The sequence below is a fragment of the Thalassospira marina genome (genome assembly GCF_002844375.1).
Taxonomy (GTDB): Bacteria; Pseudomonadota; Alphaproteobacteria; order Rhodospirillales; family Thalassospiraceae; genus Thalassospira; species Thalassospira marina.
The window spans coordinates 3,640,539-3,666,649 of record NZ_CP024199.1; the positions used below are offsets into that span (position 1 = coordinate 3,640,539).

At 55.8% G+C, this 26,111-nt stretch carries 20 protein-coding genes and 2 riboswitches; of the genes, 8 read left to right on the forward strand and 12 right to left on the reverse strand.

What is annotated here, in order from left to right; genetic code table 11:
* The first annotated feature begins 121 nt into the window (after positions 1-121).
* A complete protein-coding gene (locus tag CSC3H3_RS16615) occupies positions 122-604 on the forward strand; it encodes a peroxiredoxin (protein ID WP_101266455.1) in 483 nt (160 codons plus the stop codon).
* Positions 605-803: 199 nt separating this feature from the next.
* Here the strand turns inward: CSC3H3_RS16615 and CSC3H3_RS16620 are convergent, their stop codons facing one another.
* From CSC3H3_RS16620 to CSC3H3_RS16650, 7 genes are all read right to left on the reverse strand, one after another.
* On the reverse strand, positions 804-1,214 hold the full coding sequence (locus CSC3H3_RS16620; protein ID WP_245881154.1) for a hypothetical protein: 411 nt from the start codon (positions 1,212-1,214) through the stop codon (positions 804-806).
* A gap of 186 nt (positions 1,215-1,400) precedes the next feature.
* Entirely contained in the window at positions 1,401-2,357 is a 957-nt protein-coding gene (locus CSC3H3_RS16625) for a protein phosphatase CheZ (RefSeq protein WP_101285558.1), read from the reverse strand.
* A gap of 217 nt (positions 2,358-2,574) precedes the next feature.
* Positions 2,575-4,077, reverse strand: a complete 1,503-nt coding sequence (gcvPB, locus tag CSC3H3_RS16630; RefSeq protein WP_101266458.1) for an aminomethyl-transferring glycine dehydrogenase subunit GcvPB — start codon at positions 4,075-4,077, stop codon at positions 2,575-2,577.
* Positions 4,074-5,429 carry an aminomethyl-transferring glycine dehydrogenase subunit GcvPA gene (gene gcvPA, locus CSC3H3_RS16635; protein ID WP_101266460.1) on the reverse strand — a complete coding sequence of 452 codons (1,356 nt, stop codon included), beginning with the start codon at positions 5,427-5,429 and terminating at the stop codon, positions 4,074-4,076. Before gcvPA ends, gcvPB begins: the two co-directional genes overlap by 4 nt.
* The gene (gcvH, locus tag CSC3H3_RS16640) at positions 5,429-5,806 is read right to left on the reverse strand and encodes a glycine cleavage system protein GcvH (protein WP_101266462.1); all 378 of its coding nucleotides are present in this window, start codon (positions 5,804-5,806) and stop codon (positions 5,429-5,431) included. Before gcvH ends, gcvPA begins: the two co-directional genes overlap by 1 nt.
* A gap of 67 nt (positions 5,807-5,873) precedes the next feature.
* Complete coding sequence (gene gcvT / locus CSC3H3_RS16645) at positions 5,874-6,989, reverse strand: glycine cleavage system aminomethyltransferase GcvT (RefSeq protein ID WP_101285559.1); 1,116 nt, start codon at positions 6,987-6,989, stop codon at positions 5,874-5,876.
* 58 nt (positions 6,990-7,047) lie between these two features.
* Positions 7,048-7,160, reverse strand: a riboswitch (glycine riboswitch).
* 3 nt (positions 7,161-7,163) lie between these two features.
* Positions 7,164-7,267: riboswitch (glycine riboswitch) on the reverse strand.
* Positions 7,268-7,389: 122 nt separating this feature from the next.
* Complete coding sequence (locus CSC3H3_RS16650; protein WP_101285560.1) at positions 7,390-7,944, reverse strand: hypothetical protein; 555 nt, start codon at positions 7,942-7,944, stop codon at positions 7,390-7,392.
* A gap of 422 nt (positions 7,945-8,366) precedes the next feature.
* Here CSC3H3_RS16650 and ispH point away from each other — a divergent pair, with 422 nt between their 5' ends.
* From ispH to CSC3H3_RS16670, 4 genes are all read left to right on the forward strand, one after another.
* A complete protein-coding gene (gene ispH / locus CSC3H3_RS16655) occupies positions 8,367-9,314 on the forward strand; it encodes a 4-hydroxy-3-methylbut-2-enyl diphosphate reductase (protein ID WP_101285561.1) in 948 nt (315 codons plus the stop codon).
* A gap of 14 nt (positions 9,315-9,328) precedes the next feature.
* Complete coding sequence (locus tag CSC3H3_RS16660) at positions 9,329-10,303, forward strand: homoserine kinase (RefSeq protein WP_101285562.1); 975 nt, start codon at positions 9,329-9,331, stop codon at positions 10,301-10,303.
* 3 nt (positions 10,304-10,306) lie between these two features.
* Positions 10,307-10,750, forward strand: a complete 444-nt coding sequence (gene rnhA, locus CSC3H3_RS16665) for a ribonuclease HI (RefSeq protein ID WP_101285563.1) — start codon at positions 10,307-10,309, stop codon at positions 10,748-10,750.
* Between the two features lie 235 nt (positions 10,751-10,985).
* Positions 10,986-13,406, forward strand: a complete 2,421-nt coding sequence (locus tag CSC3H3_RS16670; protein ID WP_245881155.1) for a putative bifunctional diguanylate cyclase/phosphodiesterase — start codon at positions 10,986-10,988, stop codon at positions 13,404-13,406.
* A 554-nt stretch (positions 13,407-13,960) separates the two neighbouring features.
* Here CSC3H3_RS16670 and CSC3H3_RS16680 read toward each other — a convergent pair.
* Positions 13,961-16,042, reverse strand: coding sequence for a protein meaA (locus tag CSC3H3_RS16680; RefSeq protein WP_101285565.1), 2,082 nt, complete (start codon positions 16,040-16,042; stop codon positions 13,961-13,963).
* Positions 16,043-16,293: 251 nt separating this feature from the next.
* Between CSC3H3_RS16680 and ccrA the strand changes: the two genes are divergently transcribed.
* The 3 genes from ccrA to CSC3H3_RS16695 all read left to right on the forward strand — a co-directional run bounded on the left by ccrA (position 16,294) and on the right by CSC3H3_RS16695 (position 21,820).
* Entirely contained in the window at positions 16,294-17,574 is a 1,281-nt protein-coding gene (gene ccrA, locus CSC3H3_RS16685; RefSeq protein WP_101266475.1) for a crotonyl-CoA carboxylase/reductase, read from the forward strand.
* A 290-nt stretch (positions 17,575-17,864) separates the two neighbouring features.
* Positions 17,865-19,532, forward strand: a complete 1,668-nt coding sequence (locus CSC3H3_RS16690) for an acyl-CoA dehydrogenase family protein (RefSeq protein WP_101286283.1) — start codon at positions 17,865-17,867, stop codon at positions 19,530-19,532.
* A 176-nt stretch (positions 19,533-19,708) separates the two neighbouring features.
* On the forward strand, positions 19,709-21,820 hold the full coding sequence (locus CSC3H3_RS16695) for a methyl-accepting chemotaxis protein (RefSeq protein WP_101285566.1): 2,112 nt from the start codon (positions 19,709-19,711) through the stop codon (positions 21,818-21,820).
* 127 nt (positions 21,821-21,947) lie between these two features.
* Here CSC3H3_RS16695 and CSC3H3_RS16700 read toward each other — a convergent pair whose 3' ends face one another.
* The 4 genes from CSC3H3_RS16700 to CSC3H3_RS16715 form a co-directional block, all read right to left on the reverse strand.
* Entirely contained in the window at positions 21,948-23,288 is a 1,341-nt protein-coding gene (locus CSC3H3_RS16700) for a ferredoxin reductase family protein (protein ID WP_101285567.1), read from the reverse strand.
* A gap of 191 nt (positions 23,289-23,479) precedes the next feature.
* Positions 23,480-23,866, reverse strand: coding sequence for a hypothetical protein (locus CSC3H3_RS16705; RefSeq protein WP_101285568.1), 387 nt, complete (start codon positions 23,864-23,866; stop codon positions 23,480-23,482).
* Between the two features lie 129 nt (positions 23,867-23,995).
* Positions 23,996-25,165, reverse strand: a complete 1,170-nt coding sequence (locus CSC3H3_RS16710; RefSeq protein WP_101285569.1) for an adenosylhomocysteinase — start codon at positions 25,163-25,165, stop codon at positions 23,996-23,998.
* Positions 25,166-25,529: 364 nt separating this feature from the next.
* Positions 25,530-25,883: a hypothetical protein gene (locus CSC3H3_RS16715; RefSeq protein WP_157831937.1), complete on the reverse strand. Its 354-nt coding sequence runs from the start codon at positions 25,881-25,883 to the stop codon at positions 25,530-25,532.
* Positions 25,884-26,111 lie beyond the last annotated feature (228 nt).

A 26,111-nucleotide genomic window follows, 5' to 3' on the forward strand; every position in this document is an offset into this window, starting at 1 on the left:
GGGAAGCCACTGGCATGGAATGATTTTTTAAGTCATTCTAGCCAGGTGCAAAGCATATCCGCCGGTCCTTACACCGGTCATCCTTGCCCGCGAAAAGCGGCATAAATTTTGGAGAAACGTCATGACCATCGCCGTAGGCGCATCATTGCCCGACGTCGTATTGCACCGTGCCACCCCTGATGGCCCCGAAGCCGTGCAAAGCAAAGACCTGTTTGCCGGCCGCAAGGTTGTTCTGTTTGCCGTTCCGGGTGCCTTCACCCCGACCTGTTCGATCAAGCACCTGCCGGGCTTTATCAACAAGGCCGAAGAAATCACGGCAAAAGGTGTGGACGAAATTTTCTGCCTGGCCACCAATGACGCCTTTGTCATGCAGGCTTGGGCGAAGTCGGAAAATGTCGGTGATGCCGTAACCATGCTGGCGGATGGCGACCTGAATTTTACCAACGCAACCGGCCTGAAGCTGGACCTGCGCGGCAAAGGCCTTGGCGAGCGCGCCAACCGCTATGTCATGGTTGTTGACGACAACACCGTGACCCACCTTGCCGTTGAAGAACCGGGTGCGTTTGAAGTTTCCAGCGCCGAAGCCGTGCTGGGCGCGCTTTAAGCCCCAAAAGGTGACCGCCCCGCAACATAAATGCGGGACGCATTAGAAATAAAACAGGCCGGTCCTGCGCAAGGACCGGCCTGTTTTACGTTTATTGTTAAGGCCGGATAAAACAAACCACCGCCCGGCACAAAACCACCAAACCCACAGGAAACCTGTGGGTGGACAAGGGGTTTATCAACAGTACCGGGAAAGGCTGTTAGCGCGGCAGCATGACCGGAATGGCGTCTTCATTGCTGTTGAAGTCGCATTCAAAAACCGGCTTGATGCTGCGGGCAAGGAAATGTACCACGCCATCGCGGAATTCGGATTTGATTGGCGACCAGCTGATGAAAACACCGCCGCGCCCTTCGTAATCGCGAATTTCACGGTCTTCCCGAAATTCGCGAAACGCAAATCCCAGATCACCGGAACTTCCTGCCAGCAGCCAGCCCGGCCGGACACCGCCATGCCAGACCAGATACACGCCCCCAACGCCATCCACTTTCAGCTCGCTGATATCATCAAGCATATAAAGGCGAAAATAATCGCCGCGCGGGCTTGCGCGCCACTTGATGTCCTGTGCCTTGGCCTGGGTCGCGTTTGTTTTGGTTGATGACCAGAACGCCATAATTTTCTTCCTCCTGAACCGCCGGCGCATCCCGACTGTCCACTTTTTATTGACCGGCTTGGTATGCCACCGGTCGGGCGGCAACTACCTCCGGGATATTGTATAATGCCAAGGCATTATAAGACCACCCCTTAAGAAGGGTGTACCTATTCCCGATATTGGCAGTCGCAGGAGGAAATAAAAGAGTTAATCGAACAATTTGTCGATATCGTCCTGGCTGATCCCCTCGCCTTCCATCTGCGGACCATTAAGAAGGTCGGCATCTTCGGCTTTGGCAACGTCTTCTTCTTCCTGGGTCAAAGGCAGGTCGGCAAAGGCGTCCTCGCCCCAGATCAGAATCATGTTGTGGACACGTTTTTCAACGAATTCAAGGGTCTTGACCACCTTGTTGATACGCTGACCGGTAATGTCCTGGAAGTTACAGGATTCAAAAATCTTGGTGACGATAAAGGCGATCTGTTCAACGTGATCGGCCACAAAATCGCTGGTGGCGGAATTTTTCAGCGTCATTGCCAGATCGTCGATCTGTTCGGCCGATTCCAGAATGGTATGGGTCGCCATTTCCGTATCCTTGACGATGGCGTCAAGTTCGCTGGCGGCGGTCACGAGGCGGTCATCGGTTGCCTTGGGATGGCGCAGGGCCGCGATCTGGATTTTGGCCTTGTGAATATGTTCGTTCATTTCCTCGATCTGGGTGCGAATCAGTTCAAGGTCATCACGGTCAGGTTCGCTGGCACCGGGGCGGTTGGCATGGGACGGGCGGCTTGATACCGGTTCGGGCAGCACATCCATCGGCTCTTCACGCACGGGTTCGGCCAGAGCAGACGGCATATCGCCATCGACACCACTGGCAGCACCATCGCCACCGGCAATAACGGCACCATTGGCAATCGCGCTGCGCAGTTGGGCCATTTCGGCCCGCATGGCACGGATTTCATCGAGGATCTGCTGATTGTTGCCACCATTTCCGGCCGGTGGCAGGGCGGCAGGTGCCGGACTGGAAGATGCGGGCAGGTCACCGGCCCCCATGCCGGTTTCAAGCGACGGATCAAAAAAGGAATCCGACCAATCTTCGACCACAGCCCCCTGACGTTCGCGCAAACGTCGTTCGGCTGTAAAAATCTTCTGCACGGGACGCGTCATAACAGTCTTATACCTCCACCGCGGGCAATGTGCCCTGGTCTCCCACTCTCGCATTCTAGGGTCCGGTCTTCCCAGGTGAACCGGTCAGTCACAAATGCATTCAGATTATAAGGGGCCAGATTGCGACGAGTCCAACGGCTTTCAAGATCAAGCCCTTGAAAAAGAACACCCCGGCCTTGTGACCGGGGTGTAAAAAATCGCACCGCAGCATTGCGGATCAAGCGTTTGAAGGGCTCCAGCGCAAAATCGGCTTACGCGCTGCTGCCGTTTCATCCAGACGCCGGCGCGGGGTCAGATAGGGTGCATTTTTGAAGAATTCCGAATCACCCGCCTCTGCCTTGGCAACCAGTGACAGTACCGCGTCGCAGAACTGGTCAATCGATTCCTTGGTTTCGGTTTCGGTCGGCTCGATCAAAAGTGCCCCATGGACCACCAGCGGGAAATACATGGTCATCGGATGGAAGCCTTCATCAATGATCGCCTTGGCAAGGTCCAGGGTCGAAACACCGGTCCCTTTGAGGAAATCATCGTCAAACAGGGCTTCGTGCATGCAATAGCCAGGGAAAGCCACACTAAGCTTGGTTTTCAGGCGTGCCAGCAGGTAATTGGCGTTCAGAACCGCATCACCCGATGCCTGGCGCAGGCCATCGGCCCCGTGGCTTTTCATGTAAGACAGCGCACGCACAAACATGCCCATCTGACCATGGAAACCCTTTAAGCGGCCAAACGGCTTGTTGCCGTCTTTTTCGTCAGCCGTTTCAACCATGTGGAAACCGTCTTCGGTTTTGACCACATAGGGAATCGGTGCAAACGGTGCCAGTGCCTCGGAAAACACAACCGGCCCGGAACCCGGACCACCGCCGCCATGCGGGGTGGAGAAGGTTTTGTGCAGGTTGATATGCATGGCATCAATGCCAAGGTCTGCCGGGCGGACACGGCCGACAATGGCGTTGAAATTCGCACCATCGCAATAGAAATAGCCACCAGCGGCATGAACCAGATCGGCGATCTTGCGAACGTCGCGTTCAAACAGGCCACAGGTATTAGGGTTGGTCAGCATGATGCCGGCCACATCGTCGCCCAGCTTGGCTTCAAAGGCGGCCAGATCAACGCGGCCATCTTCGGTCGCGGGGATCGAGTCCACCGTAAAGCCACAGGCAGCAGCCGTTGCCGGGTTGGTCCCGTGGGCCGATTCCGGCACCAGGACACGGCGACGGTTTTCACCACGTGCATCCAGGGCGGCACGAATGGCCATCATGCCACACAGTTCGCCCTGTGCGCCCGATGCAGGCGACATGGCAACGGCGGGCATACCGGTCAGAACCATCAGCCAGTGCGCGCACTGGTCGATCAGTTCCAGCGCACCCTGAACGGTGCTTTCAGGCTGCATCGGGTGCAGATCGGCAATGCCGGGCAAGCGGGCAACCTTTTCGTTCAGGCGCGGATTGTGTTTCATGGTGCACGAACCCAGCGGGAAGAAACCGGAATCGATACCGAAATTCTTCTGGCTCAGGCGGGTGAAGTGACGCACCACCTGCGGTTCGGACAGGCCAGGAAGGCCAATTGCGCTGTCTTCGGCACGGGCAAGGCCACCAAGGCGGCTTTTGACCGGTGCGGGATCGGGCAAATCAACGCCGGTACGGCCTGGCTCACCCTGTTCAAAGATCAGCTTTTCTTCAAGGACAAGGCCACGATTGCCGGTATGGGTCTGAAACGTCATGCCAGCACCTCCTTCAGGGCTGCGGCAAGGGCCGCAATGTCTTCATCGGTGTTGGTTTCGGTTGCAGCAACCAGCATATACTGGCCCAGATCGTCGCGGTTCGGATAAAGACGCGACAGCGGCACACCCGCCAGAATACCCCGTGCGACCAGTGCTTCGACCACTTCGGCAGCCGGTTTTGCCAGCTTCACGGTAAATTCGTTAAAGAAGCTGTCATTAACCACTTCAACACCGGCAACGCCATCAAGCGCATCAGCAGTGGTGACGGCGCGTTCATGGTTGATGGCCGCCAGCTTGCGGTAGCCATCTTCGCCCAGAAGGCTCATATGCACGGTGAAGGCCAGCGAACACAGGCCCGAATTGGTGCAGATGTTCGATGTCGCCTTTTCACGGCGAATATGCTGTTCGCGGGTCGAAAGGGTCAGCACAAAACCACGCTTGCCATCCTGATCGACGGTTTCACCACACAGGCGACCGGGCATCTGACGGACAAGTTTGCTGGTGGTGGCAAACAGGCCAACATACGGCCCACCATAACCCAGCGCGTTACCAATGGACTGGCCTTCGCCGCAAACGATGTCGGCCCCAAAGCTGCCCGGCGATTTGATCGCACCAAAGGCAACGGCTTCGGTAAAGACAACAATCAGAAGCGCGCCCTTGGCATGGCAGGCTTCGGCCAGTTTGGTGTGGTCCGAAAGGCGGCCGAAAACATCCGGGTACTGCACGACAACACAGGCGGTCTGATCATCGATCAGATCATCAAGTTCATCGGCAGTGGCCTGGTGTTCCGGGTGACCGTCACGACCGGCAACCTGGGTATCGCTGTACTGGCAATAGGTTTCGGTCACTTCGCGGTAATGCGGATGCAAACCACCCGAAAGAACCGCCTTTTTACGGCGGGTCGCACGGCAGGCCATCAGCACGGCTTCAGCACAGGATGTTGCCCCATCCCACATCGACGCATTGGCAACATCCATATCGGTGATGGAGGCCACCTGGGTCTGGAATTCAAACAGATATTGCAGGGTACCCTGGGCAATTTCCGGCTGATAGGGGGTGTAGGCGGTCAGGAATTCGCCACGCTGGATGATGTAATCCACCGTTGCGGGAATGTGGTGGCGATAGGCACCTGCGCCAAGGAAACTGGGGGCGGATGCCGTCCCCATGTTTTTGGCAGCAAGTTTCGCCATATCGCGTTCGACCTGCATTTCACCCTGATGGTGCGGCAGATCGACCGGTTCCTTGAGCAATGCACCCTCGGGCACATCGCAATAAAGGTCATCGACCGAGCCCGCACCGATGGTTTCAAGCATCGAGGCGCGGTCAGCCTGGGTCAGCGGAAGGTAACGCATCAGTCCTCCAGACCTTCGACGAATGCCTTGTAGCCAGCTTCGTCCATCAGATCATCAAGCTGGGAAGCATCGGACAATTTGATTTTGAAGAACCAGCCATCATTTTCCGGCGATTCGTTCACCAGTGCCGGGTTGGCATCCAGCTCTTCGTTGGCTTCGACAACTTCACCATCAACCGGTGCGTAAACGTCGCTGGCGGCCTTGACCGATTCAACAACAGCGGCATCGCCATCCTTGGACAGCTTTTTGCCGATTTCAGGCAGTTCGACATAAACGATGTCGCCAAGTGCCTGCTGGGCGTGGTCGGTAATGCCGACGGTTGCCACATCGCCGTCGATTTCCAGCCATTCATGTTCTTTGGAGAATTTCTTAGCCATTTTGATTTGTCCCTGCAAATTTGGTTGTCTGCGTAAATCTTGGTGCGGGTTGGAAGCGAAAGCTGCCTTAGCCGCGGAAATAGCGATGCGGGGCAAAAGGCAGCGCGACGATTTCCGCCGGGCGGGCCTTGCCACGGACCATCAGGTCCACCTTGGTGCCAGGCTGCGCAAATTCAATTGCGACATAGCCCATGGCAATCGGCGCATCCACGGTGGGGCCAAAACCGCCACTGGTGATTTCGCCAATTTCGTTTCCATCCTGGTCCAGCACAGCGGTATGTTCGCGGGCCGGTGCCTTGCCTTCGGGTTTAATCCCGACGCGTTTGCGATCAGCCCCGTTGGCAAGCTGATCAAGAATGATGTCGGCCCCCAGAAAACCGCCTTCTTCGCGACGGCGTTTATTGATGATCCAGTTCAGGTCACCTTCAACCGGGGTGGTCGTGGTGTCGATATCGTTGCCATACAGGCAAAGACCGGCTTCCAGACGCAGGGAATCGCGTGCGCCCAGGCCAATCGCCTCTACCTCGTCTTCGGCCAGCAGCAGGCGGGCCAGTTTATCGGCATCCGAATCCGGCACGGAAATTTCATATCCGTCTTCGCCCGTGTAACCCGAACGGGTCACAAAGCAGGGAATACCGGCAATATCGATTTCGCCAAAGGACATGAATTTCATGGTCGCAACTTCGGGCGCAAACCGGGCCAGAACATTTGCGGCTTCCGGGCCCTGCAGGGCCATCAGTGAACGATCGGTCAGTTCCAGCAACTCAACCCCGTTATCAAGGTTGGCGCGCATATGGACAATATCGTCATCCTTGCAGGCGGCATTGATCACCAGAAACAGGCTTTCACCGGCATTGGTGATCATAAGGTCATCCAGGATGGTGCCATCATCATTGGTGAAGGCGGAATAGCGGGTACGACCCGGTTTCAGAAGGGCGATATCACCGGGCACAAGCTTTTCCAGCTCGGCCACGCGGTGTTCACCAATCAGGCGAACCTGGCCCATATGCGACACATCAAACAAGCCGGCCTTGGCACGGGTATGAAGATGTTCGCCTTTCACGCCCAGCGGATATTGCACCGGCATGGCATAGCCTGCGAAAGGCACCATTTTGGCACCCAGTTCCACATGCAGATCATAAAGGGCTGTTTTAAGCAGGTTTTCAGCGTTTGGGTCCGCCATCTGGCTCTCCGTGACAGTCGTTGAGAAATATAGCCGACCAGTGGCCAACCACATCCCCCTCTGTCTTGGAGCCTGAAAGAATCACCGAACCGGGCGCAAATGTGCGCCGGGCAACAGCTTACATCTTCGGCGAGGCGCACATGAAAAAGCCATGCCGCCTGCTTTCCAGAGTCCCATCTCCCCGCGGTCCATTATGCCTGAGAGTTTCCGGGGTGGTTGCTCCTTCGGCGTCCGCGCATCACTGTGAAACGATCGCGGAACTCTCCCACGGGGATCACTTGGGTATGGCCCCTTATACGGATAACAGGACGATTGCACCAGTCAAAACATTAGAAATGCGTCACCGGTTTAAACAAATTCCAATCGCCCTGTTTGCGCAGGGCCAACCCTCAACCGCCGGTTATTTTGCGAAGCGGCGGTTATATTCCAGCTGTTCACGGCTAAGTTGGAAGCCCATGTAAATTTCGTAATCCGGGCCATAATTGACATCGGCCAGCGGCACATGCAGGGCAACCTGTTCGTCGGAATAACGCACGCGGTCAGCGTCTTTCGGAAAGGCCAGATCAACATCGAAAACCGATTTCTGCACGAATTCACCACCCGGATTTTTCAGGGCGACAAAATATTGCAGATGCTGGGTACGATCAGTTGCCGCCGGGCCCATCTGGGCGGAGAATTGCGGGCTGATCAGGATATCAAGCTGCTTGTCTTCCAGATCATAGCTGCATTCGCCAGCATAGCCTTCAAAACCGGCTTCAAACACCACATCGGTCAGATCCCGGCCCTTGGGGCTGAATTCCGTCATCTGGGCGGTATCACTTGGCAGGAAGGTCCGCGGGCAGGACGGAACCGGCGTTTCACCAAACGGGTCCGTCCCACAGGCCGAAAGGCCCACAGCCGCCACCAGAACCACACCAAGCGCACTTGCGCGCCGCAGATTGCATGCAATCGTCATCGAAGCCTCATTGATCAGACACGCCGAAGTCAGCACCCGGCACCGGTAATTGGCCGCAGTCTATGCTGTTGATCTGCCCGGCACAACCCGTTGCAGCAACAATGTGAAACGCGCCCGCATGCCTGCGCGCCAGCCACACCTTGTATAAGGCCCAGTCGCACGAAATATTGCCCGCAAATGCGCCATTCCAGCCACGCAAAACAAGGCACTATGGCGTAGACACGTCAGGCCTGCCAACGCCGACACAGCAGGGAACAGGCCGGATTGAGCCGTGAGAAAGGCCATGATCAAAGTCCGGATCACAGCCATGATTACAACGCACCATCATTGCACCTTTGGCGCAGGCACGTTATGTAACGCACAACAGCTATCAACATGATGCCGGGAACTTGCGGCATCCCTGATTATTCGAGGCGGTGCCGATGCCCGACAAAGCAGACCTGCATATTCTTCTGGCCAACCCGCGCGGCTTTTGCGCCGGGGTGGACCGTGCCATCGAGATTGTCGAAAAGGCACTGCAAAAATATGGCGCACCGGTTTATGTCCGCCACGAAATTGTTCACAACAAATTTGTCGTCGATCGCCTGCGCGATATGGGCGCGGTATTTGTTGACGAGCTTGATGCCGTGCCTGATGGCGTCCCGGTGATTTTTTCGGCCCATGGCGTGCCCAAATCGGTGCCGCAGAATGCCGAACAACGCGCCCTGCATTACCTTGATGCGACCTGCCCGCTGGTTTCAAAGGTGCACCGCGAGGCCGAACGCCACCACGGCGAAGGCAAACATATTTTGCTGATCGGCCATGCCGGGCACCCCGAAGTTGTCGGCACCATGGGCCAGTTGCCCGAAGGCAGCATGACCCTGATTGAAACCGAAGACGATGCCCGCAGCATTGAAGTCAGCGACCCGGAAAACATCGCCTTTGTCACCCAGACAACCCTGTCGCTGGATGATACGGCAAAGATGATTGCCATTTTGCAGGAACGCTTCCCGGCCATTTCCGTGCCGAAAAAGGAAGATATCTGCTATGCCACCACCAACCGCCAACATGCCGTAAAAATGATTGCCGAGCGCGCCGACGCCATCCTGGTGCTGGGCGCGCCCAATTCATCGAATTCCAACCGCCTGGTCGAAGTGGCCAAGCGCGAAGGCTGCGCGATTTCGGTGCTGGTGGAACGGGCCCGCGATATCGACTGGGACAAACTTGCCGATATCAAAACGCTTGGCATTACCGCCGGGGCATCGGCCCCCGAAGTGCTGGTTGAAGAAGTGATTGATGCCTGCAAGGAGCGTTTCAATGTCAGTGTTGAAACCATCACCCTGACCGATGAAAACGTGACCTTCAAACTTCCCCGTGAACTTGCCAGCTAAGGAATTGCCTGCCCATGGCCGTCTATACCGATGTATCCGATGAAGATATCGCCCGTTTCGTGGCGGAATATGACATCGGCAGAGTCGTCTCGTTCAAGGGCATTGCCGAGGGCGTGGAAAACACCAACTTCCTTTTGCATACCGATCAGGCACCTTTCATCCTGACCCTGTATGAAAAGCGGGTGAACCCGGATGATTTGCCGTTTTTCCTGGGTCTGATGGACCATCTGTCATCCAAGGGTTTGAACTGCCCGACCCCCATTCATGGCACCGATGGTGTTGCCCTGCGCCGCCTGTGTGGCCGACCGGCAGCCATTACATCGTTTTTGCAGGGCATGTCACCGCGTCGGGTTTTGCCCCATCATTGCGCGGGACTGGGCGATGCACTGGCAAGCCTTCATCTTGCCGGGCAGGATTTTGAAAATTACCGCCCCAATTCCCTGTCGGTAAAGGCATGGCGCCCGTTATTTGAAAGCTGCGGTGCGGGCACGGATGAAGTAATGCCCGGCCTTTCGGCCATGATTGCCAGTGAGCTGGACTATCTTGAAGCCAACTGGCCGGCAAAGCTGCCCGCTGGCGTCATCCATGCGGACCTGTTTACCGATAACGTCTTTTTCTTTCCGGGGCAGGATGAGGTTTCGGGCCTGATTGATTTCTATTTCGCCTGCAATGACCTTCTGGCCTATGACGTGGCAATTTGCCTGAATGCTTGGTGTTTTGAGCCTGATAACAGCTTTAACGTGACCAAGGCGCAAAACCTTCTGGCGCATTACAACCGCACCCGTCCGCTTTCGGATGATGAAATTGCGGCCCTGCCGATTCTGGCGCGGGGTTCGGCCCTGCGGTTTTTGCTGACCCGGCTTTATGACTGGCTTAACACCCCCGAAGGGGCGCTGGTAACACCGAAAAACCCGCGCGAATATATTAACAAGCTGCGTTTTCACCAGAAGGTGACATCGCCGGGCGCCTATGGCATCGGGGATGCATAAGCCATGAGCAACGATGATCCCAATATCGTCAGCATCTTTACCGATGGAGCGTGCAGCGGCAACCCCGGCCCCGGCGGCTGGGGGGCGATTTTGCGCTATAAGGGTGTTGAAAAGGAAATGTCGGGTGGTGAAACCGAAACCACCAATAACCGGATGGAGCTGATGGCGGCGATTTCCGCGCTTGAGGCTATCAAACGGCCCTGCCAGGTCGAAATTTATACCGACAGTTCTTATGTCCGCGATGGCATTACCAAATGGGTGTTTGGCTGGCAGAAACGCGGCTGGAAAACGGCCGATAAAAAGCCTGTGAAGAATGTGGAACTGTGGCAACGCCTGCTTGACGCCGCCCGCCCGCACAAGATTGAATGGCACTGGGTCAAGGGCCATGCGGGCCACCCGGAAAATGAACGCTGTGACGAACTGGCGCGAATGGCCGTGCCCCGCTAGGGCCGGGATGATTTTCGTTTGCGAGCCGGAATTGCAAAAATCTGGCTAAATACAATCATTTAAATTCGCCCGGACGATTTTTTTTATTCGTAAGAGCGAAATATATGTCTAAAATCAATCTTATGCTTCGCCAACGGACAAGGTTGAGATAGAAAGAAGCTATGGATGTGTATAGTATATACATCCAAATTGGGGGGATTACTGACCGAAAGATCAGGTCAGGCAGGAGGGACAATTGCCGCACGGGTCGCATGGCTTTTTGCAGCGTAAATCGCTTAGCAGCAGGCTGCTGTTTATTGCCCTGCCGCTGGTGGCCCTTTGCTGTCTGATCCTGTTTGTGATTTTCGGTTATGCCAGCTACATCGTGCTGCGCGACGATCTGAATGAAAAGATCGAACAGACCGCCGATATCAATGCCCGCGTGCTCGCCACCCCTTTCTGGTATCTTGACGTCGACAATATTGAATCCGCGCTGAACGCCATGAGCCGCGACCGCGACATTGTTGCCGTGCGCGCCCTGGGTGCCGATGGCACCGAATTTGCCCGCACCGGGGCATCGCAGGGCGACCTTGGCGATACATTGCGCCTGTCGCGCCGGGTTTATTTTGAACGCAACAATGTCCGCCATGATGTGGGCGAACTGGTCATTTACTTTACCGAGGAACGCGTGCGTGAGCTTTTATGGCGCCGCATCCTGATTGATCTGATCCTGTTTGGCCTGCTGATTGCCGTGGTAACAGCCAGCCTGCTGATTGCCAATCGCCGGTCGATCAAGGAACCGCTCTCAAGGCTTTTGCATTCCATCCGCATGACCAAACATGGCCGCCTGCGGCGCCCGGTGGAATGGAACAGCGTTGATGAACTTGGCCTTCTGATTCGCGAATATAATGAAATGGTGGCCCTGCAGGGCCAGGCCCAGGAAGAAGCCCAGCGCAAACAGGCCCTTCTTGAAGCCACCCTTCACAATATCGGCCAGGGAATTTGCCTGTTTGATCAGGATTTGAACCTGATGGTGTGGAACGAACGCTATATCGAGCTTTTGAACCTGCCGCGCGATCTGGTGAAGGAAGGAACCCCGCTTTCCGATATTTTGCGGTTTAACGGCGAACGTGGCGAATATGGCGAGGTCAGCATCCCAGCCCTGATTTCGGACCGTGTAGCCATTGCCCGCCGGCGCGAACCCTATCGCATGGAACGCACCCGCCCCAATGGCCGGGTTGTGCAGGTGGACCATAACCCCATGCCCGGCGGCGGTTATGTTGCCACCTATACCGATATTACCGAACGCAAACAAACCGAAGCCCGTATGCGCCACCTTGCCGTGCATGACGTGCTGACCAGCCTGCCCAACCGTACGCTGTTTCTGGACCGGTTGCGCCAGGCCCTGTTATCGGCACGGCGTTTTCAGCGCGGTGTGACGGTTCTGTTTGTTGACCTGGACCGGTTCAAGGACATCAATGACCATTTCGGCCATGATGTCGGCGATTTGATGATTCAGGAAATGGGCCAGCGGCTGTCGCGCATCATTCGCGATTCCGATACGGCGGCACGTTTGGGCGGCGATGAATTCGCCATCATCCAGACTGACGTTCAGAATATCGAAGACACCATTGTTCTGGCCCAGCGCATTATCGACGAACTGGCCCAGCCCTTTGACTGCCGTGGCATACGCCTGCATTCAACCGCATCGGTTGGCATCACCCTGTTCCCCGAAGATGGTGAAAACCCCGAACAGCTGGTTAAAAACGCCGATATGGCGATGTATGCCGCCAAGGCCGAAGGCCGCAATAATTACCGTTTCTTCCTGCCGTCCATGCATGAACGGGTCAAGGAACGCAAAACCATTGAAGAAGACCTGCGCAACGCGCTGGAACATGACCAGCTGGAACTGTTCTACCAGCCCAAGGTGGATTGCCTGACCGAACAGGTTGTGGGTGCCGAGGCCCTTGTGCGCTGGAAACACCCGGAACGGGGCATGATCCTGCCGGGCGAGTTCATTTCCGTTGCCGAAGAATGCGGCCTGATCAACAAACTGGGTGCGTGGGTGCTGCGCGAGGCCTGCCGCCAGACCCAGATCTGGCGGGAAAACGGCATGCCCGACCTGCGCATGGCCGTCAACCTGTCGCCCGCACAGTTCCAGGATGTTGAACTGGTGCGCACCGTGACCCAGACGCTGGAAACCACCAAACTGCCCGAAGGCACGCTGGAGCTTGAGATCACGGAATCGATCCTGATGAACAACCCGGAAAAGGCTGTTTCAACATTGAAAGAGCTGAAAAAACTGGGTGTTGGTATTGCGATTGACGATTTTGGCACCGGATATTCATCGCTGAATTACCTGAAACGCTTCCCGGTAACGTCGATCAAGATCGACCGGTCCTTTGTCAACGACATCAATGTTGACCCGGATGACAAAGCCATCGTTGATGCCGTCATCGGCCTTGGCCACAGCCTGCATCTTGATGTGGTGGCCGAAGGAGTGGAAGAAGTCGAACAGCTGCAATATCTGCAAAACAAGGGCTGCGATTTTATCCAGGGTTTCCTGTTTTCCAAACCGCTGCCCGTGCCGGTTTTTGAAAAATGGGTCAAGGACCGTAACGAAAACCAGCCCCGGCTGGGCAACCCGGTTGCCGAACCGGCCGACAGCAACGACTGATTACCAATTTTTTCTGGTCGCAAAGCCCGCGCCGGAAGCCCCCCATCATGCCAAAGGCCGCCTGATACCAGTGCGGCCTTTTGTTTTGCCAATTCCCGTATTCCTGATCACGGCCGAGAAGCCGTAGCGGATGACTAAAGCCCATTGCCCTTAATCAGGCTCATTTTACCGCTTTCATTTGTTGCCCGGCAAGGAGAAGTCCGCAGGGCATAATGGTTTTACGGCCAAGGATTTCGACGTAGCAGGGCAACAAATGAAAGCGGCCCGAAGGGTTCCATTTCGGCGGCTTCTGGCCGTGTTACATCACTTGCCCGATACACCGCATCGCGCTGCGCGATATGCCTTGCCAGACGACACGCCGAAATGAAACAAAATGAACCTGATTAAGGGCAATGGGCTTTAAAAATGTTCGTGATGCCAGAAACACACCGCCAACATTGGCCCGCACAGGGCATGTTGGTGGCAAGCGGGCAAAGGCAACAATGCACCCAATAACCTGATGCGCGAATTGCCCCACTGCCCCACTGCCCCAACAGGGGCCATCGCAGCAATTTTTAATAAAGCGCGACCTTTTCCGATGTTGTGGCAGGCGTACTGTCACCCGCATCATTTGCGCCATATTGGTCTGCCCTGCCATCCACCAGACCGACCATATCGGCCATGATGCCAACAAGCTGGTAATCCTTGGGGGTGTAAACGGCGGCAACGCCCATCTGGCGAAGAACCAGCATGTCCGATTCGGGGATGATACCGCCTACCACAACGGGGATATGCCCTGCCCCGGCATCGCGCAGGCCACGCACTACATCGCGCACCAACGCCACATGCGAGCCCGACAATATCGACAGTCCCACAATATGCGCCTTTCGTTTCAGGGCGTTTTGCACCAGATCATCGGGGGTCCAGCGGATACCATCATATAAAACATCAATCCCGGCTTCGGTTGCTTTCATCGCAATCTGTTCGGCCCCGTTTGAATGGCCATCCAGCCCCGGCTTGCCCACCAGCATTTTCATGCGCGCACCCAGTTTTTGCGAAACCGCATCAACCCTGCCTCGCAGATCGACCATTTTTTCATCGGCGGGGTCGATATCATGCTCGCCCAATACCAGCGAGGTAACGCCGGTCGGCGCGCGATATTCACCAAAAACATCGCGCAACACCTGTGACCATTCGCCGGTTGTCACCCCAGCATGGGCACAGGCGATGGAGGGTTCCATGATGTTTTCGCCATTGCGCGCAGCACTTGCCAGGTTTTCAAGGCTTTGCCGAACCGCCGCGCCATCGCGGGCGGCACGCCATTGTGCCAGTTTGGTAATCTGGTCCTGTTCGGCCATATCATCGACCGTCATGATCGACTGGATGCCTTCTGCCGTCAGGGGCGAGGATTCGGTTTCGACAAAGGCATTTACACCGACAATGCGGGTAATGCCATTTTCAATGTCAGACAGGCGTTTGGCATTGGCGCGGACCAGTTCGCCCTTCATATAGCCGCTATCGACCGCGGCAATCGCGCCCCCCATGGCATCAATTTTTGCCAGTTCGGCCCGTGCGCCTTCCTTCAGGGCGGCAACCTTGCGGTCAATCGCCGGGTTGCCATCAAACAGGTCTTCATATTCCAGAAGGTCGGTTTCATAGGCCATGATCTGCTGCAGGCGCAGCGACCATTGCTGGTCCCAGGGGCGCGGCAGGCCCAATGCCTCGTTCCAGGCGGGAAGCTGCACGGCACGCGCCCGGGCGTTTTTGGACAAAACCACCGCCAGCATTTCGATCAGGATCCGGTAAACGTTATTTTCGGGCTGCTGTTCGGTCAGGCCCAGCGAATTGACCTGCACGCCATACCGGAAACGGCGGTATTTTTCATCGGCAATGCAGTAACGGTCGCGGGTGATTTCATCCCATAATTCGCAAAAGGCCCGCATTTTGCAAATTTCGGTGACAAAGCGAATCCCGGCATTCACAAAAAACGAAATCCGCCCGACCACTTTGGCAAAGTCATCATCGGGTACCTGGCCCGAATTGCGCACGGCATCAAGCACCGCAATCGCCGTGGCAAGGGCAAAGGCCAGTTCCTGTTCCGGCGTCGCACCTGCTTCCTGCAGGTGATAGGAACACACATTCATCGGGTTCCATTTGGGAATCTCGCGATAGGTAAATGCCGCCACATCGGTAATCAGCTTCAGGCTGGGGGCGGGCGGAAAGATATATGTCCCGCGCGACAGATATTCCTTGATGATGTCATTCTGGGTGGTGCCCTGCAAATCGGCGCGTTTCACGCCCTGCTTTTCGGCCACCGCAATATAAAGGGCGAGTAACCATGCCGCCGGGGCATTGATGGTCATGGATGTGTTCATTTTATCAAGCGGGATGCCATCAAACAGGGTTTCCATATCGCCCAGATGCGATACCGGCACCCCAACCTTGCCCACTTCGCCGCGCGCCAGCACATGGTCCGAGTCATATCCCGTCTGGGTGGGCAGGTCGAACGCCACCGACAGGCCGGTTTGCCCCTTTGCCAGGTTTTGCCGGTAAAGGGTATTCGATGCACTGGCCGAACTATGCCCGGCATAGGTGCGAATCAGCCATGGGCGGTCGCGTTCCGGTGATGTTGCAGTGCGTGTGCGATCAGATGACATGGCGGCCTCGCGTACATTTGTTACCAGAATGCTTTCCGAATATTTCGCAAAAACGTTCTTAAATTACCCACTAGACATTTACTGGGTAATTATATAACAATTTGTGCATCGCGATAAAAGAGAAATTACGCAACGCAGTAAAACCAAAGCGTTAGACATCATCGCCAGCGGGGACTCGCCCACGAACCAATCCCCCAAACCGGCAAGCCACCATCCCGTGCCGTTCGCGGCCCGAAAAAGGAGTGAAGGCCATGAATACCGCCGCTGAAATCATTTCATACCCGGGTGGACCGGATGTCAAAGACCTCTATGAGATCGGGGAAATTCCGCCGCTGGGTCATGTGCCCAAACAGATGTATGCCTGGGCCATCCGGCGGGAACGTCACGGTGAACCCGATACCGCAATGCAATGCGAGGTGGTTGATGTTCCGGCACTGGATTCGCACGAGGTGCTGGTGCTGGTGATGGCTGCGGGCGTTAATTATAACGGCGTCTGGGCCGCCCTTGGCAAACCGATTTCGGTTTTTGATGTGCATAACGAACCGTTCCATATTGCCGGGTCAGATGCATCGGGCATTGTCTGGGCGGTCGGGTCCAAGGTGACACGCTGGAAAGTCGGTGATGAAGTTGTCATTCACTGCAACCAGGATGATGGCGACGACGAGGAATGCAATGGTGGCGACCCGATGTTATCGCCCACCCAGCGCATTTGGGGGTATGAAACCCCCGATGGGTCGTTTGCCCAGTTTACCAATGTGCAGTCCCAGCAATTAATGCCACGCCCCAAACACCTGACCTGGGAAGAAAGTGCATGTTACACACTGACACTGGCAACCGCCTATCGCATGTTATTTGGCCATCGCCCGCATATTTTGCGCCCCGGCCATAATGTGCTGGTTTGGGGGGCATCGGGTGGTTTGGGGTCCATGGCGATCCAGTTGATCACCACGGCCGGGGCCAACGCGATTGGCGTTATTTCCGATGAAAGCAAACGCGATTTCGTGCTGGGCCTGGGGGCCAAGGCGGTTATCAACCGCAAGGATTTTGACTGCTGGGGCCAGCTTCCCACCGTTAATGGCCCGGAATTTGGCGCCTATATGAAAGAAGTGCGCAAATTCGGCAAAGCAATTTGGGACATTACCGGCAAGGGCGTGGATGTGGACATTGTGTTTGAACATCCCGGCGAGCAAACCTTCCCGGTTTCGTGCAACGTGGTTAAACGCGGCGGCATGGTGGTGTTTTGTGCCGGCACCACCGGCTTTAACCTGACATTTGATGCCCGTTTTGTCTGGATGCGGCAAAAACGCATTCAGGGCAGCCACTTTGCCAACCTGAAACAGGCCGCACAGGCCAACAAACTGGTGATCGAACGCCGCATCGACCCCAGCATGTCCGAGGTATTTTCCTGGGAAGATATCCCGCGCGCCCACATGCAGATGATGCGAAACGAACACAAGCCCGGTAATATGGCCGTTCTGGTTCAGGCCAAACGCCCGGGTATGCGCACCCTTGAAGACGCGGTCGAAGGATAGTCCCACATTGGCGGGGGCGCGGCTTTCCCCTCTGGCCCGCCCTGATGCCCCTTCGACTGTGAAAGGCGTGATCCTGCCGGGAATTCGCCCATTTCGGGCGGGATCACGCACATTTTTGACCATGCCCTGATGGGGCCGCCATGTTTGCCAACCCGGCATTGATGATTGCCTGACTGCCTGCAAACCGGCACCATCAGCCAAAACGACCATACAGCACCATTAAGCCACACCATGAAACCGATGCCCCCTACATCATCAGGCGCACCAGACAGGATAAAGCAATGAACGCCATGACCGAAAATGCCCTGATCCCTGATTTGAAAAACCTGTGCGCCGGCGCGATTGCCGCGCTGGAACCGCTTTATGATGCCACCCGCGAGGCGGTGAAAACTACCGTATGTGAAAACGGCAAAATTGATGCCCAGCGCATGGAAGACCACCAGTTTGCCGCCCATGGCTTTGCCTGGTTTGCCACCTACACCAACGCATTGCGGCAAATGAATGCCTGGGCCAACCGACTGGCAGAACAGGGCCGGTCAGGCCGGTTGGAACAACTTATTACCCAGGCGGCCTTTGGGGAATATCTGGCGCAGATTTGCGGCGGCATTACCATGTCGCAGGGCGAGATCATTCGCCTGGCGGCCATGGGCACACCCGATGCCGTGATTGATGATTTTGCCAAAAATGCCGCGGTCAAAGCCCTGATCGCACAGGGCAACAGCGATGCCACCCGGCGCGCCATTGCCGATGAAATCAGCGACAGCCTTGCCAGTGGCCGCTTTGGTGATTGCGGCATGGAAGATGACACTCTGGATATGGTGCGCGACCAGTTTCGCCGGTTTGTAGATGAAAAAGTCACCCCGCACGCCCATGGGTGGCACGAACGCGACGAGTTGATTCCCATTGAAATTGTCAATGAAATGGCGGAACTGGGTGTTTTTGGCCTGACCATCCCCGAAGAATTTGGCGGGCTGGGCATGGGTAAAACCGCGATGTGTGTTGTGACCGAGGAATTATCACGCGGATATATCGGCGTAGGGTCGCTTGGCACACGGTCCGAAATTGCCGCAGAGCTTATTCGCCTGGGTGGCACCGATGCGCAAAAGGAACATTACCTGCCCAAGCTGGCATCGGGCGAGATTTTACCCACGGCCGTATTTACCGAACCCAATAACGGATCGGACCTTGCAAATTTGCGGACCCGCGCCTTGCGAAAAGGTGATGAATACAAAGTCACCGGCAATAAAACCTGGATCACCCATGCATCACGATCCGATTTGATGACACTGCTGGCCCGCACCAACCCCGATGAAGCCGGTTATCGCGGCCTTTCAATGCTGCTGGCGGAAAAACCACGTGGCAGTGAAGAAAATCCCTTCCCGGCAGAAGGCATGACGGGTGGCGAGATCGAGGTTTTGGGCTATCGCGGCATGAAGGAATACGAGCTTAGCTTTGATGGTTTCACCGTCCCGGCAGAAAACCTGTTGGGTGGGGTGGAAGGCCAGGGTTTCAAGCAATTGATGGCAACGTTTGAATCCGCCCGTATCCAGACAGCGGCGCGTGCCGTGGGTGTGGCACAAAACGCGCTGGAAATTGGCATGCGCTATGCGCAGGAACGGGTGCAATTTGGCAAACCGCTTTATGCCTTTCCGCGTGTTTACGGCAAAATCGCCTGGATGGTGGTTGAAACCATGATCGCCCGCCAGCTGACCTATTTTTCCGCGGTCGAGAAAGACCAGGATATTCGCTGCGATATTGAAGCCGGGATGGCAAAGCTGCTGGGGGCGCGGGTGGCATGGTCCAATGCGGATAATGCCCTGCAAATTCATGGCGGCAATGGATATGCCACCGAATACCAGATCAGCCGGGTTTTGTGTGATGCCCGTATCCTGAATATTTTTGAAGGTGCTGCCGAAATTCAGGCACAGGTCGTAACCCGCGGATTACTTGGCCGCTGACGCGCCAAAACCGAACCGGGGCCAACTGGCCCAGCCTTGCGGGTGCCTAGTTTTGGCACCCGTTTTTTTTGCATCAACCTAAAGTTCAATATGACTTTGGCCCCCATATAGGGATAGGCTACATGACAAGAAAATGAATTATCGGGAAAAACCGGTAAATCCAAAGGAGACGTCCCATGGATATTCGCCAGGCAGCACCCGGTGCTGCTTCACTGTCCCATGCCCGTGCCGCATATGAAATTGTATCGCCCCATCTGGGCCAGATCGCACAGGAATTTTGTGCAGCCCTGACCGATGCCGGGGCATCGCCGTCGCCTTCATTGGCCGATGCGATGAAACGCTACTGGCAGGATTTATTAAGTGCCAGTGGCCCCGAAACCATCGCCCGTGACCTGGGTAAAAACCCGGTTGCCAGCCAGGGCAGCCTGCCATCGGTCAGCGCGATTATCGCCGCTTATGACCGGGTGATTGCCAGTGCCCTGCGCATGGTGGCGGCCAACTTGCGCGCCAGCAAGGCACAGGCCTGCTGTGATGCCCTGCGAGCGGCCTTTTGCACCGATATGGGCGCGCTTTTGGGGCGGCATATGGCACAGGCCAATGGCAGCGGAACACAGGCCAGTAGCGAAATTCAGGCGATTTCGGAAATCATTGAACGCGAAACCGACAATATCATTTCCGAAGTCGGCTTTCAGGCGGGCCGCATGAAGGACGTTTCCCTGGTGATGGAAACCGATTCCCGCGAGCTTTCCAAACTGGTGGAACGCATTACCGAAACCACCGGCATTGCATCGGGCAATGTGGCAACGGTTGCCTCGGCCACGGAAGAATTACAGTCATCCAGCCAGGAAATTGCCCAGCGCATTCACCGCACCAGCGACATTTCCAACCAGGCCGTTTCCCGCGTGGAGGAAACCACCGGCACAATGGCCAGCCTTTCCAATACCGCCGGGGAAATTGGCAAGGTTGTTGATATCGTCAAACGTATTTCCGACCAGACCAAGATGCTGGCGTTAAATGCCACCATCGAAGCTGCCCGTGCGGGCGATGCTGGCAAAGGATTTGCCGTGGTGGCAAACGAGGTCAAGAACCTGGCCACCCAGACTGAAAAGGCCATTTCCGACATTAATGCGCAAATCCAGGCGATCCAGCAGGCCACATCAAGTGCGGTAAATGCGATTGAAGGGATTGGCGGCGCCATTGATGAAGTCAGCCGCCTGTCGAACGATATTTCAGGGTCGGTCGAACAGCAGACCGCAGCGATTAACGAAATTTCGGCCAGTGCCAAGGAAGTTTCCAGCCACATGCAGGGCATTGCCGATGATATCGGCCTGGCCCATGCCAAGGCCCAGAATGCCAGTGATACATCGGAAAACCTGCGCGGCCTTGCCAGCAATATCCGCCGCGATGTGACCGAAATGGACCAGCGGTTTCGCGCGGTTCTACGCACCACCAGCACAAAAGGCGGCAAAGATGGCGCACCGGGTGAAAAAGCCCGCCAGCGCGTGCCCATCGCCGTTGATATTGACCTGGATTTTGGCAATGGCGACCGCCGCAAGGGGGTTACAGCCGATATGTCCACAGCCGGTCTTCTGGCCCGTATCCAGGCCACCGAAAAGGATGCGGGGAAACCGGTTTCCATTACCCTTGATAACGACACCCACCTGCATGGCACCTTAAAGGCAGTTTCAAGCCTGGGCGCCCATATCCAGTTTGACCAGCTAACCGCTGAAGCCCACCGGGTGATTGACGGCATGCTGGTCAAAACCCGCGCCCATGACGAAAAAATTGCCGAACTGGGCAAACCCCTGGCCCAGCAACTGGGCAAACTGTTTGACGATGCGGTGCGCCGGGGCGAGTTGAAACTCGAAGACCTGATGCGTCCGAAATACAAACTGATTGACGGCAGCGACCCCAAACAGTTTACCACCCCCTTCCTGCAATTTACCGATACCCATTTCGCCCCGTTGCAGGAAGCCACCCTGGGCAAGGATCAGCATATTGTGTTTGTTGCCGCTGTTGACCAGAACGGCTATCTGCCCACCCATAACAAGGTTTTCAGCCAGCCCCAACGCCCCAATGACCCGGTATGGAATATGGGCAATTCGCGCAATCGCCGCATCTTTGATGACCGCGCCGGGCTGATGGCGGCACGCAATACCAAGCCGGTTTTACTGCAAACCTATTTCCGCGATATGGGCGACCGGGTTGTGTTCATGAAGGAATGTGACGTGCCCATCGTGGTGAATGGCAAAAACTGGGGCAATTTGCGCATTGGCTATCGCGCATAATTCACCGCCAGTTTGACCCATACCGGCATGACGGCATTTTCCATAAAAAAGGCAGCAGGGCATTGATCACCCTGCTGCCTTTCTGGTTTTTCTGCCGCCAAAAAACAGGAAATGGCAGCATCACGGCTTAGCGAAATTCAAACAGTTCCTGATGGAAGTGGGTGGACGGCAGGCCATGCCCTGTAAGGTCGCGATAAAGGGCTGCGCCAAAATTACGCGGGCCACAAAACCAGAAACTGGCTGTTTTCCAATCTGATACATCGCGGCGCAACCGTTCGCCGGTCAGCAGGTCATCGCGCCCGTCAATGATGATGTGAACCCTCACACCAGCCTGCTGTGCCAGCAGTTTCAAGCGGGCAGAAAGCTTTTCATCCTCAACCGGAATCGAATGATAAAGATCGATATTCTGGCGCTGGCCTTCTGGCAGGTTAGTCAGTTCCTTCAGCCTTGCCAGAAACGGCGTGATGCCGATACCGCCGCTGACCCAGACCTGCCGCGTGCCTGTGGCATCAAAGGTAAAGGCACCATAGGGGCCTTCGATGCGGGCGCGGGTCCCGGTGGTTAAATGGCTTGGCAATGTGCGTGTATAATCGCCCAGTGCCTTGACCAGAACTTTCAGGCGACGGTCGCCCTCATCCCAGGGCGAGGCAATAGTAAAGGGATGGGCACCTTCCTGTTCATCAAAGGTGATAAAGGCAAACTGCCCCGCCCGATGCCCATGCCAGTTCTGGCCGACCTTCAGGGTTATTTCCAGCGATTTGATGGCTGGGAAATATTCGGTTTTCTCAAGGGTTGCCGTGGTGGTGGCTTTCTGCCCGACACGCCCTGCCAAAACCAGAACCGCACTATAGGCACCGGCGGCCAAAAACAGCGCCAGCAACACGCCACCCGGCCCGGCCCAATCATCATAATTGAACAGAACCAGCGCATGAAACACCAGCGCCAGATAGGCGCAGGCAATGAATTTGTGGGTTTTGGCAAACCAGCGATAGGGCACAAGTTTGACCAGTGCGACAACCATCAGGGCAGCGGCAATATAAAAGCTCCATTCGCCAATGCCTTCGGCCAGATGGCGTTGCGTCATCAGGAATTTTTGCAGGGCATCCCACCCTTCCTGCGAGGGGCGCGGCGGGCGGCTGACATTTAACAAACCCAGCCCCTTCAGCCATTTTGGCCCTTCAACCCACAGCCAGTGGGTGACTGCCATGACCAGGGCAGCAATGCCCAGCCATTTGTGAAGGCGATAGGTTTTATCAAGCCCGCCCAGATAGGGTTCCAGCCATTTGGGCCGGGTTGCCAGAATCATGATCAGGCTCATCAGGGAAATGGCGGTTAACCCGGTAAGCTGCAAAACCTGGTTTCGCACCAGAATGATATTATCCTGTGCCCAGAAATCAGGATGCTCTGCCACCCACAGGCCTGAAACCCCGAGCAGGAAAACACAGAAAATCCATTTTATATTCCGCATGGCATCGTCCTTTGCGCAGATTTGCCCCCACCCGGGGCCTTGCCCATAGGCCGGTTAAACCATATTGCGGTCGCAGAACTATGCCGGATCGACAGAAATTTGTAATAAAATGTAACGGCCAAATATCTGATTTTGCGACTGTTTTTCAGACACATTCCAATCGTTGCGCAACCACATACGCAACCGTCCGCTCAGCCGATATCGGTGATGTCGGCAATGTCGATCAAATCGACATTGCGCTGCAGGATGCGCTTATAGGCCACCAGTTGCCCGCGTGCCATTACCGGGATGGTCAAGCCCGCAATGTTGCGTTGTTCGGCACTGGCATAGTCAATTTCCAGCGCACACCATTCACCGCTGGCACCATTTTGAATAAGCGGGCGGTCATCGCTGCCAATTTCGATTTTGATGCCGTCATAAACAAACTGCACATAGGTCAGATCCCAGCCCGCTTCACGCTGACGACGGGCCGGTTTGCGAATGTAATGGTGCAAATCATCGACCAGCGGGGCGAAATGAACCGCCGGAACAAACAGGTCAATATCATTTAGCGGGCGAGTCCCGCCATAGGCCTGCACGGCCAGCCCACCGCAATAAAGCCGCAGGCACCCGGCATGGCGGAGTCTTTCTTCGATCCATTCCAGTGCTTTGACCAGAGTCCTGCGGCCTTTTGCGTGTATTTTGCGTGTGTTTTACGTTAAACTAGCCTAGCTGTGCGAGGCCAGAATACGCTGGGCAATTTCAACTTCCAGATCGGCAGGATAATCCCAGAAACCGGGTTTGAACGAAGCAGCCCCGCCCGATGCCAGCCAGTCAATACCCCGCAGCAGAATGGCAGAAAACGGATCAAACAAATCCTTGCCCGACCCGCCCATACCCGGTGCAAGGTTAAGCAGGCTGCCGCGATTTAACAGGTAAACCTGTTTGTTTTCATCAAGGTCGAACCGTTCGATATGGCGGCGCATTCGGGTGCGCGGCAGGGTATCAAGCCAGGCCACATCAATTTCGGTATTGGAATGACCAACATTGACCAGAACCGCCCCGCGCCGCACCTGTGAAAGCTGCGCCTTGCCCAAAATCCCAGAAAGGCCGGTGGCCGTTACGATAATGGCATTGTTTTTAAGGCCGGTTTCAAGGTCCACCACGGCGCAACCATGATGCTGGGCCTCCAGCGCGCGAACCGGGTCGCGTTCAGCAACCGAAACAACCGCACCCAAATTGCGCGCCCGTTCGGCCACACCCCGCCCGACCGGGCCAAAACCAATCACCAGCACCGTGCGGCCATACAGGGCCAGCCCCGTCACATTGGAAAAAACCGGCCACATTTCCTGGGCCACATGGTGGCGGTTATGCAGGCGATCCTTGATCGCAATGTCGTTCCAGTTAAAGACCGGGAAGTTCAGATTCAGCTTTTCCACCCGGTGCACACCAGTTGTGGTGGCTTCCAGCGCGCCATCAACCCGGTGGCCCTTTTTAACAAACGCCTCGATCAGTTCGCCACCCATATCGGCAATGATATCGGCGGGTTCGTTGCTTAAAATATCAATGCTTTGAGCATATTCATCGGGTGTCATGCCGGAAAAGGCATGAACCTCCACCCCGTTTGCTGCCAGATAGGCCGCTGCTGCGTCATCGGTACTATCGGGGTTGCACGCCCCCACCTTTACCCGCGCACCAGCCTGCACAAAAGGCAGCAGGGTGGGAATGGTGTCTTCCAGCACATGCTGAAAACTGACGATCGTTTTGCCGCGCAAATCACGTTTGGCAACATAGCGGCCATAAGCCGCGGTAACCGGGCAGATCACCTCGCGCCAGGCAAGGGTTTCGGGGGTGATGCTTGCTGCCAGGGCAGCATCCTTGATGCGGCTAGTGGTCATGGTGTGGGGCCCATATTGAAATTGATCCTGCCGCCTTGGTAATCGCTCTGCCGTCCAATGAAAAGCGCCCAGATCACATCTGCCGTAAATCCCGTGCCCGGGTCAGGCATTTTGCGATAGTAGCCTGGTATCAAAGCGCGCGTAGTCCGCCGAACATATCCCTGACATGTCCCTGACATGCCAAAGGGGCATACCGCCCTTTGCGCATCCCCCCTTTGATCGACACCCTGATGATTACGCGCCCGACGATATGAAACAGGCCCCATTTTTAGCTGCTTTTACCGGCCTGGTTCTGGTTTTGGTTTTGGTTTCGCCCTGCCGGCAATGACCCGCGTGCCCCGCCGGATCATTGCCCAAACCGGCATCAGCCCTTGTTGACGCTGAAAATATTGGTCAACGCCCGGCTGGACAGGCCGTAGGTCTGACGAATTTCTTCGCGGTTCATGCCCTTGGAATAATCCCCCATGATCATGGCCCGACGAATGGATTCCGACACCCCCCAGGGGGACGGAATTTCGACATATCCGCTGCTGCTTGACAGATGCAAAATACGCTCATGCAACTTATGCGAGATATTCAGGTTCATTTTACGGGCCAGATCGGCCCGGTCATTCTTCAGGTAAATCTTGCGTCCCCCGTGGATGTAAACGAATTCCAGCGCCTCGCGAAACCCGAAATCCTCGATCAGTTCCGCCACCAGCCATGGCAGCGAAGCCATTATAAGTGAACGGTTTTCCTCAAACAATCCTTCCAATGTCGCGAATGCCACCTGATCGTAAATCGGAAAACCCTTAAAGATATGACGATCCATCTTCCTGCCCTTGGTTATGGTTTCCACCTCCCACACACTAGGAATATTTCGAATTTAGTTTCAGTGGAACCATACCCGTTATACGCGTAATTTGTTAACGCTATTTCTCGTTGCGAGCAAAAAGCTCAGATAACA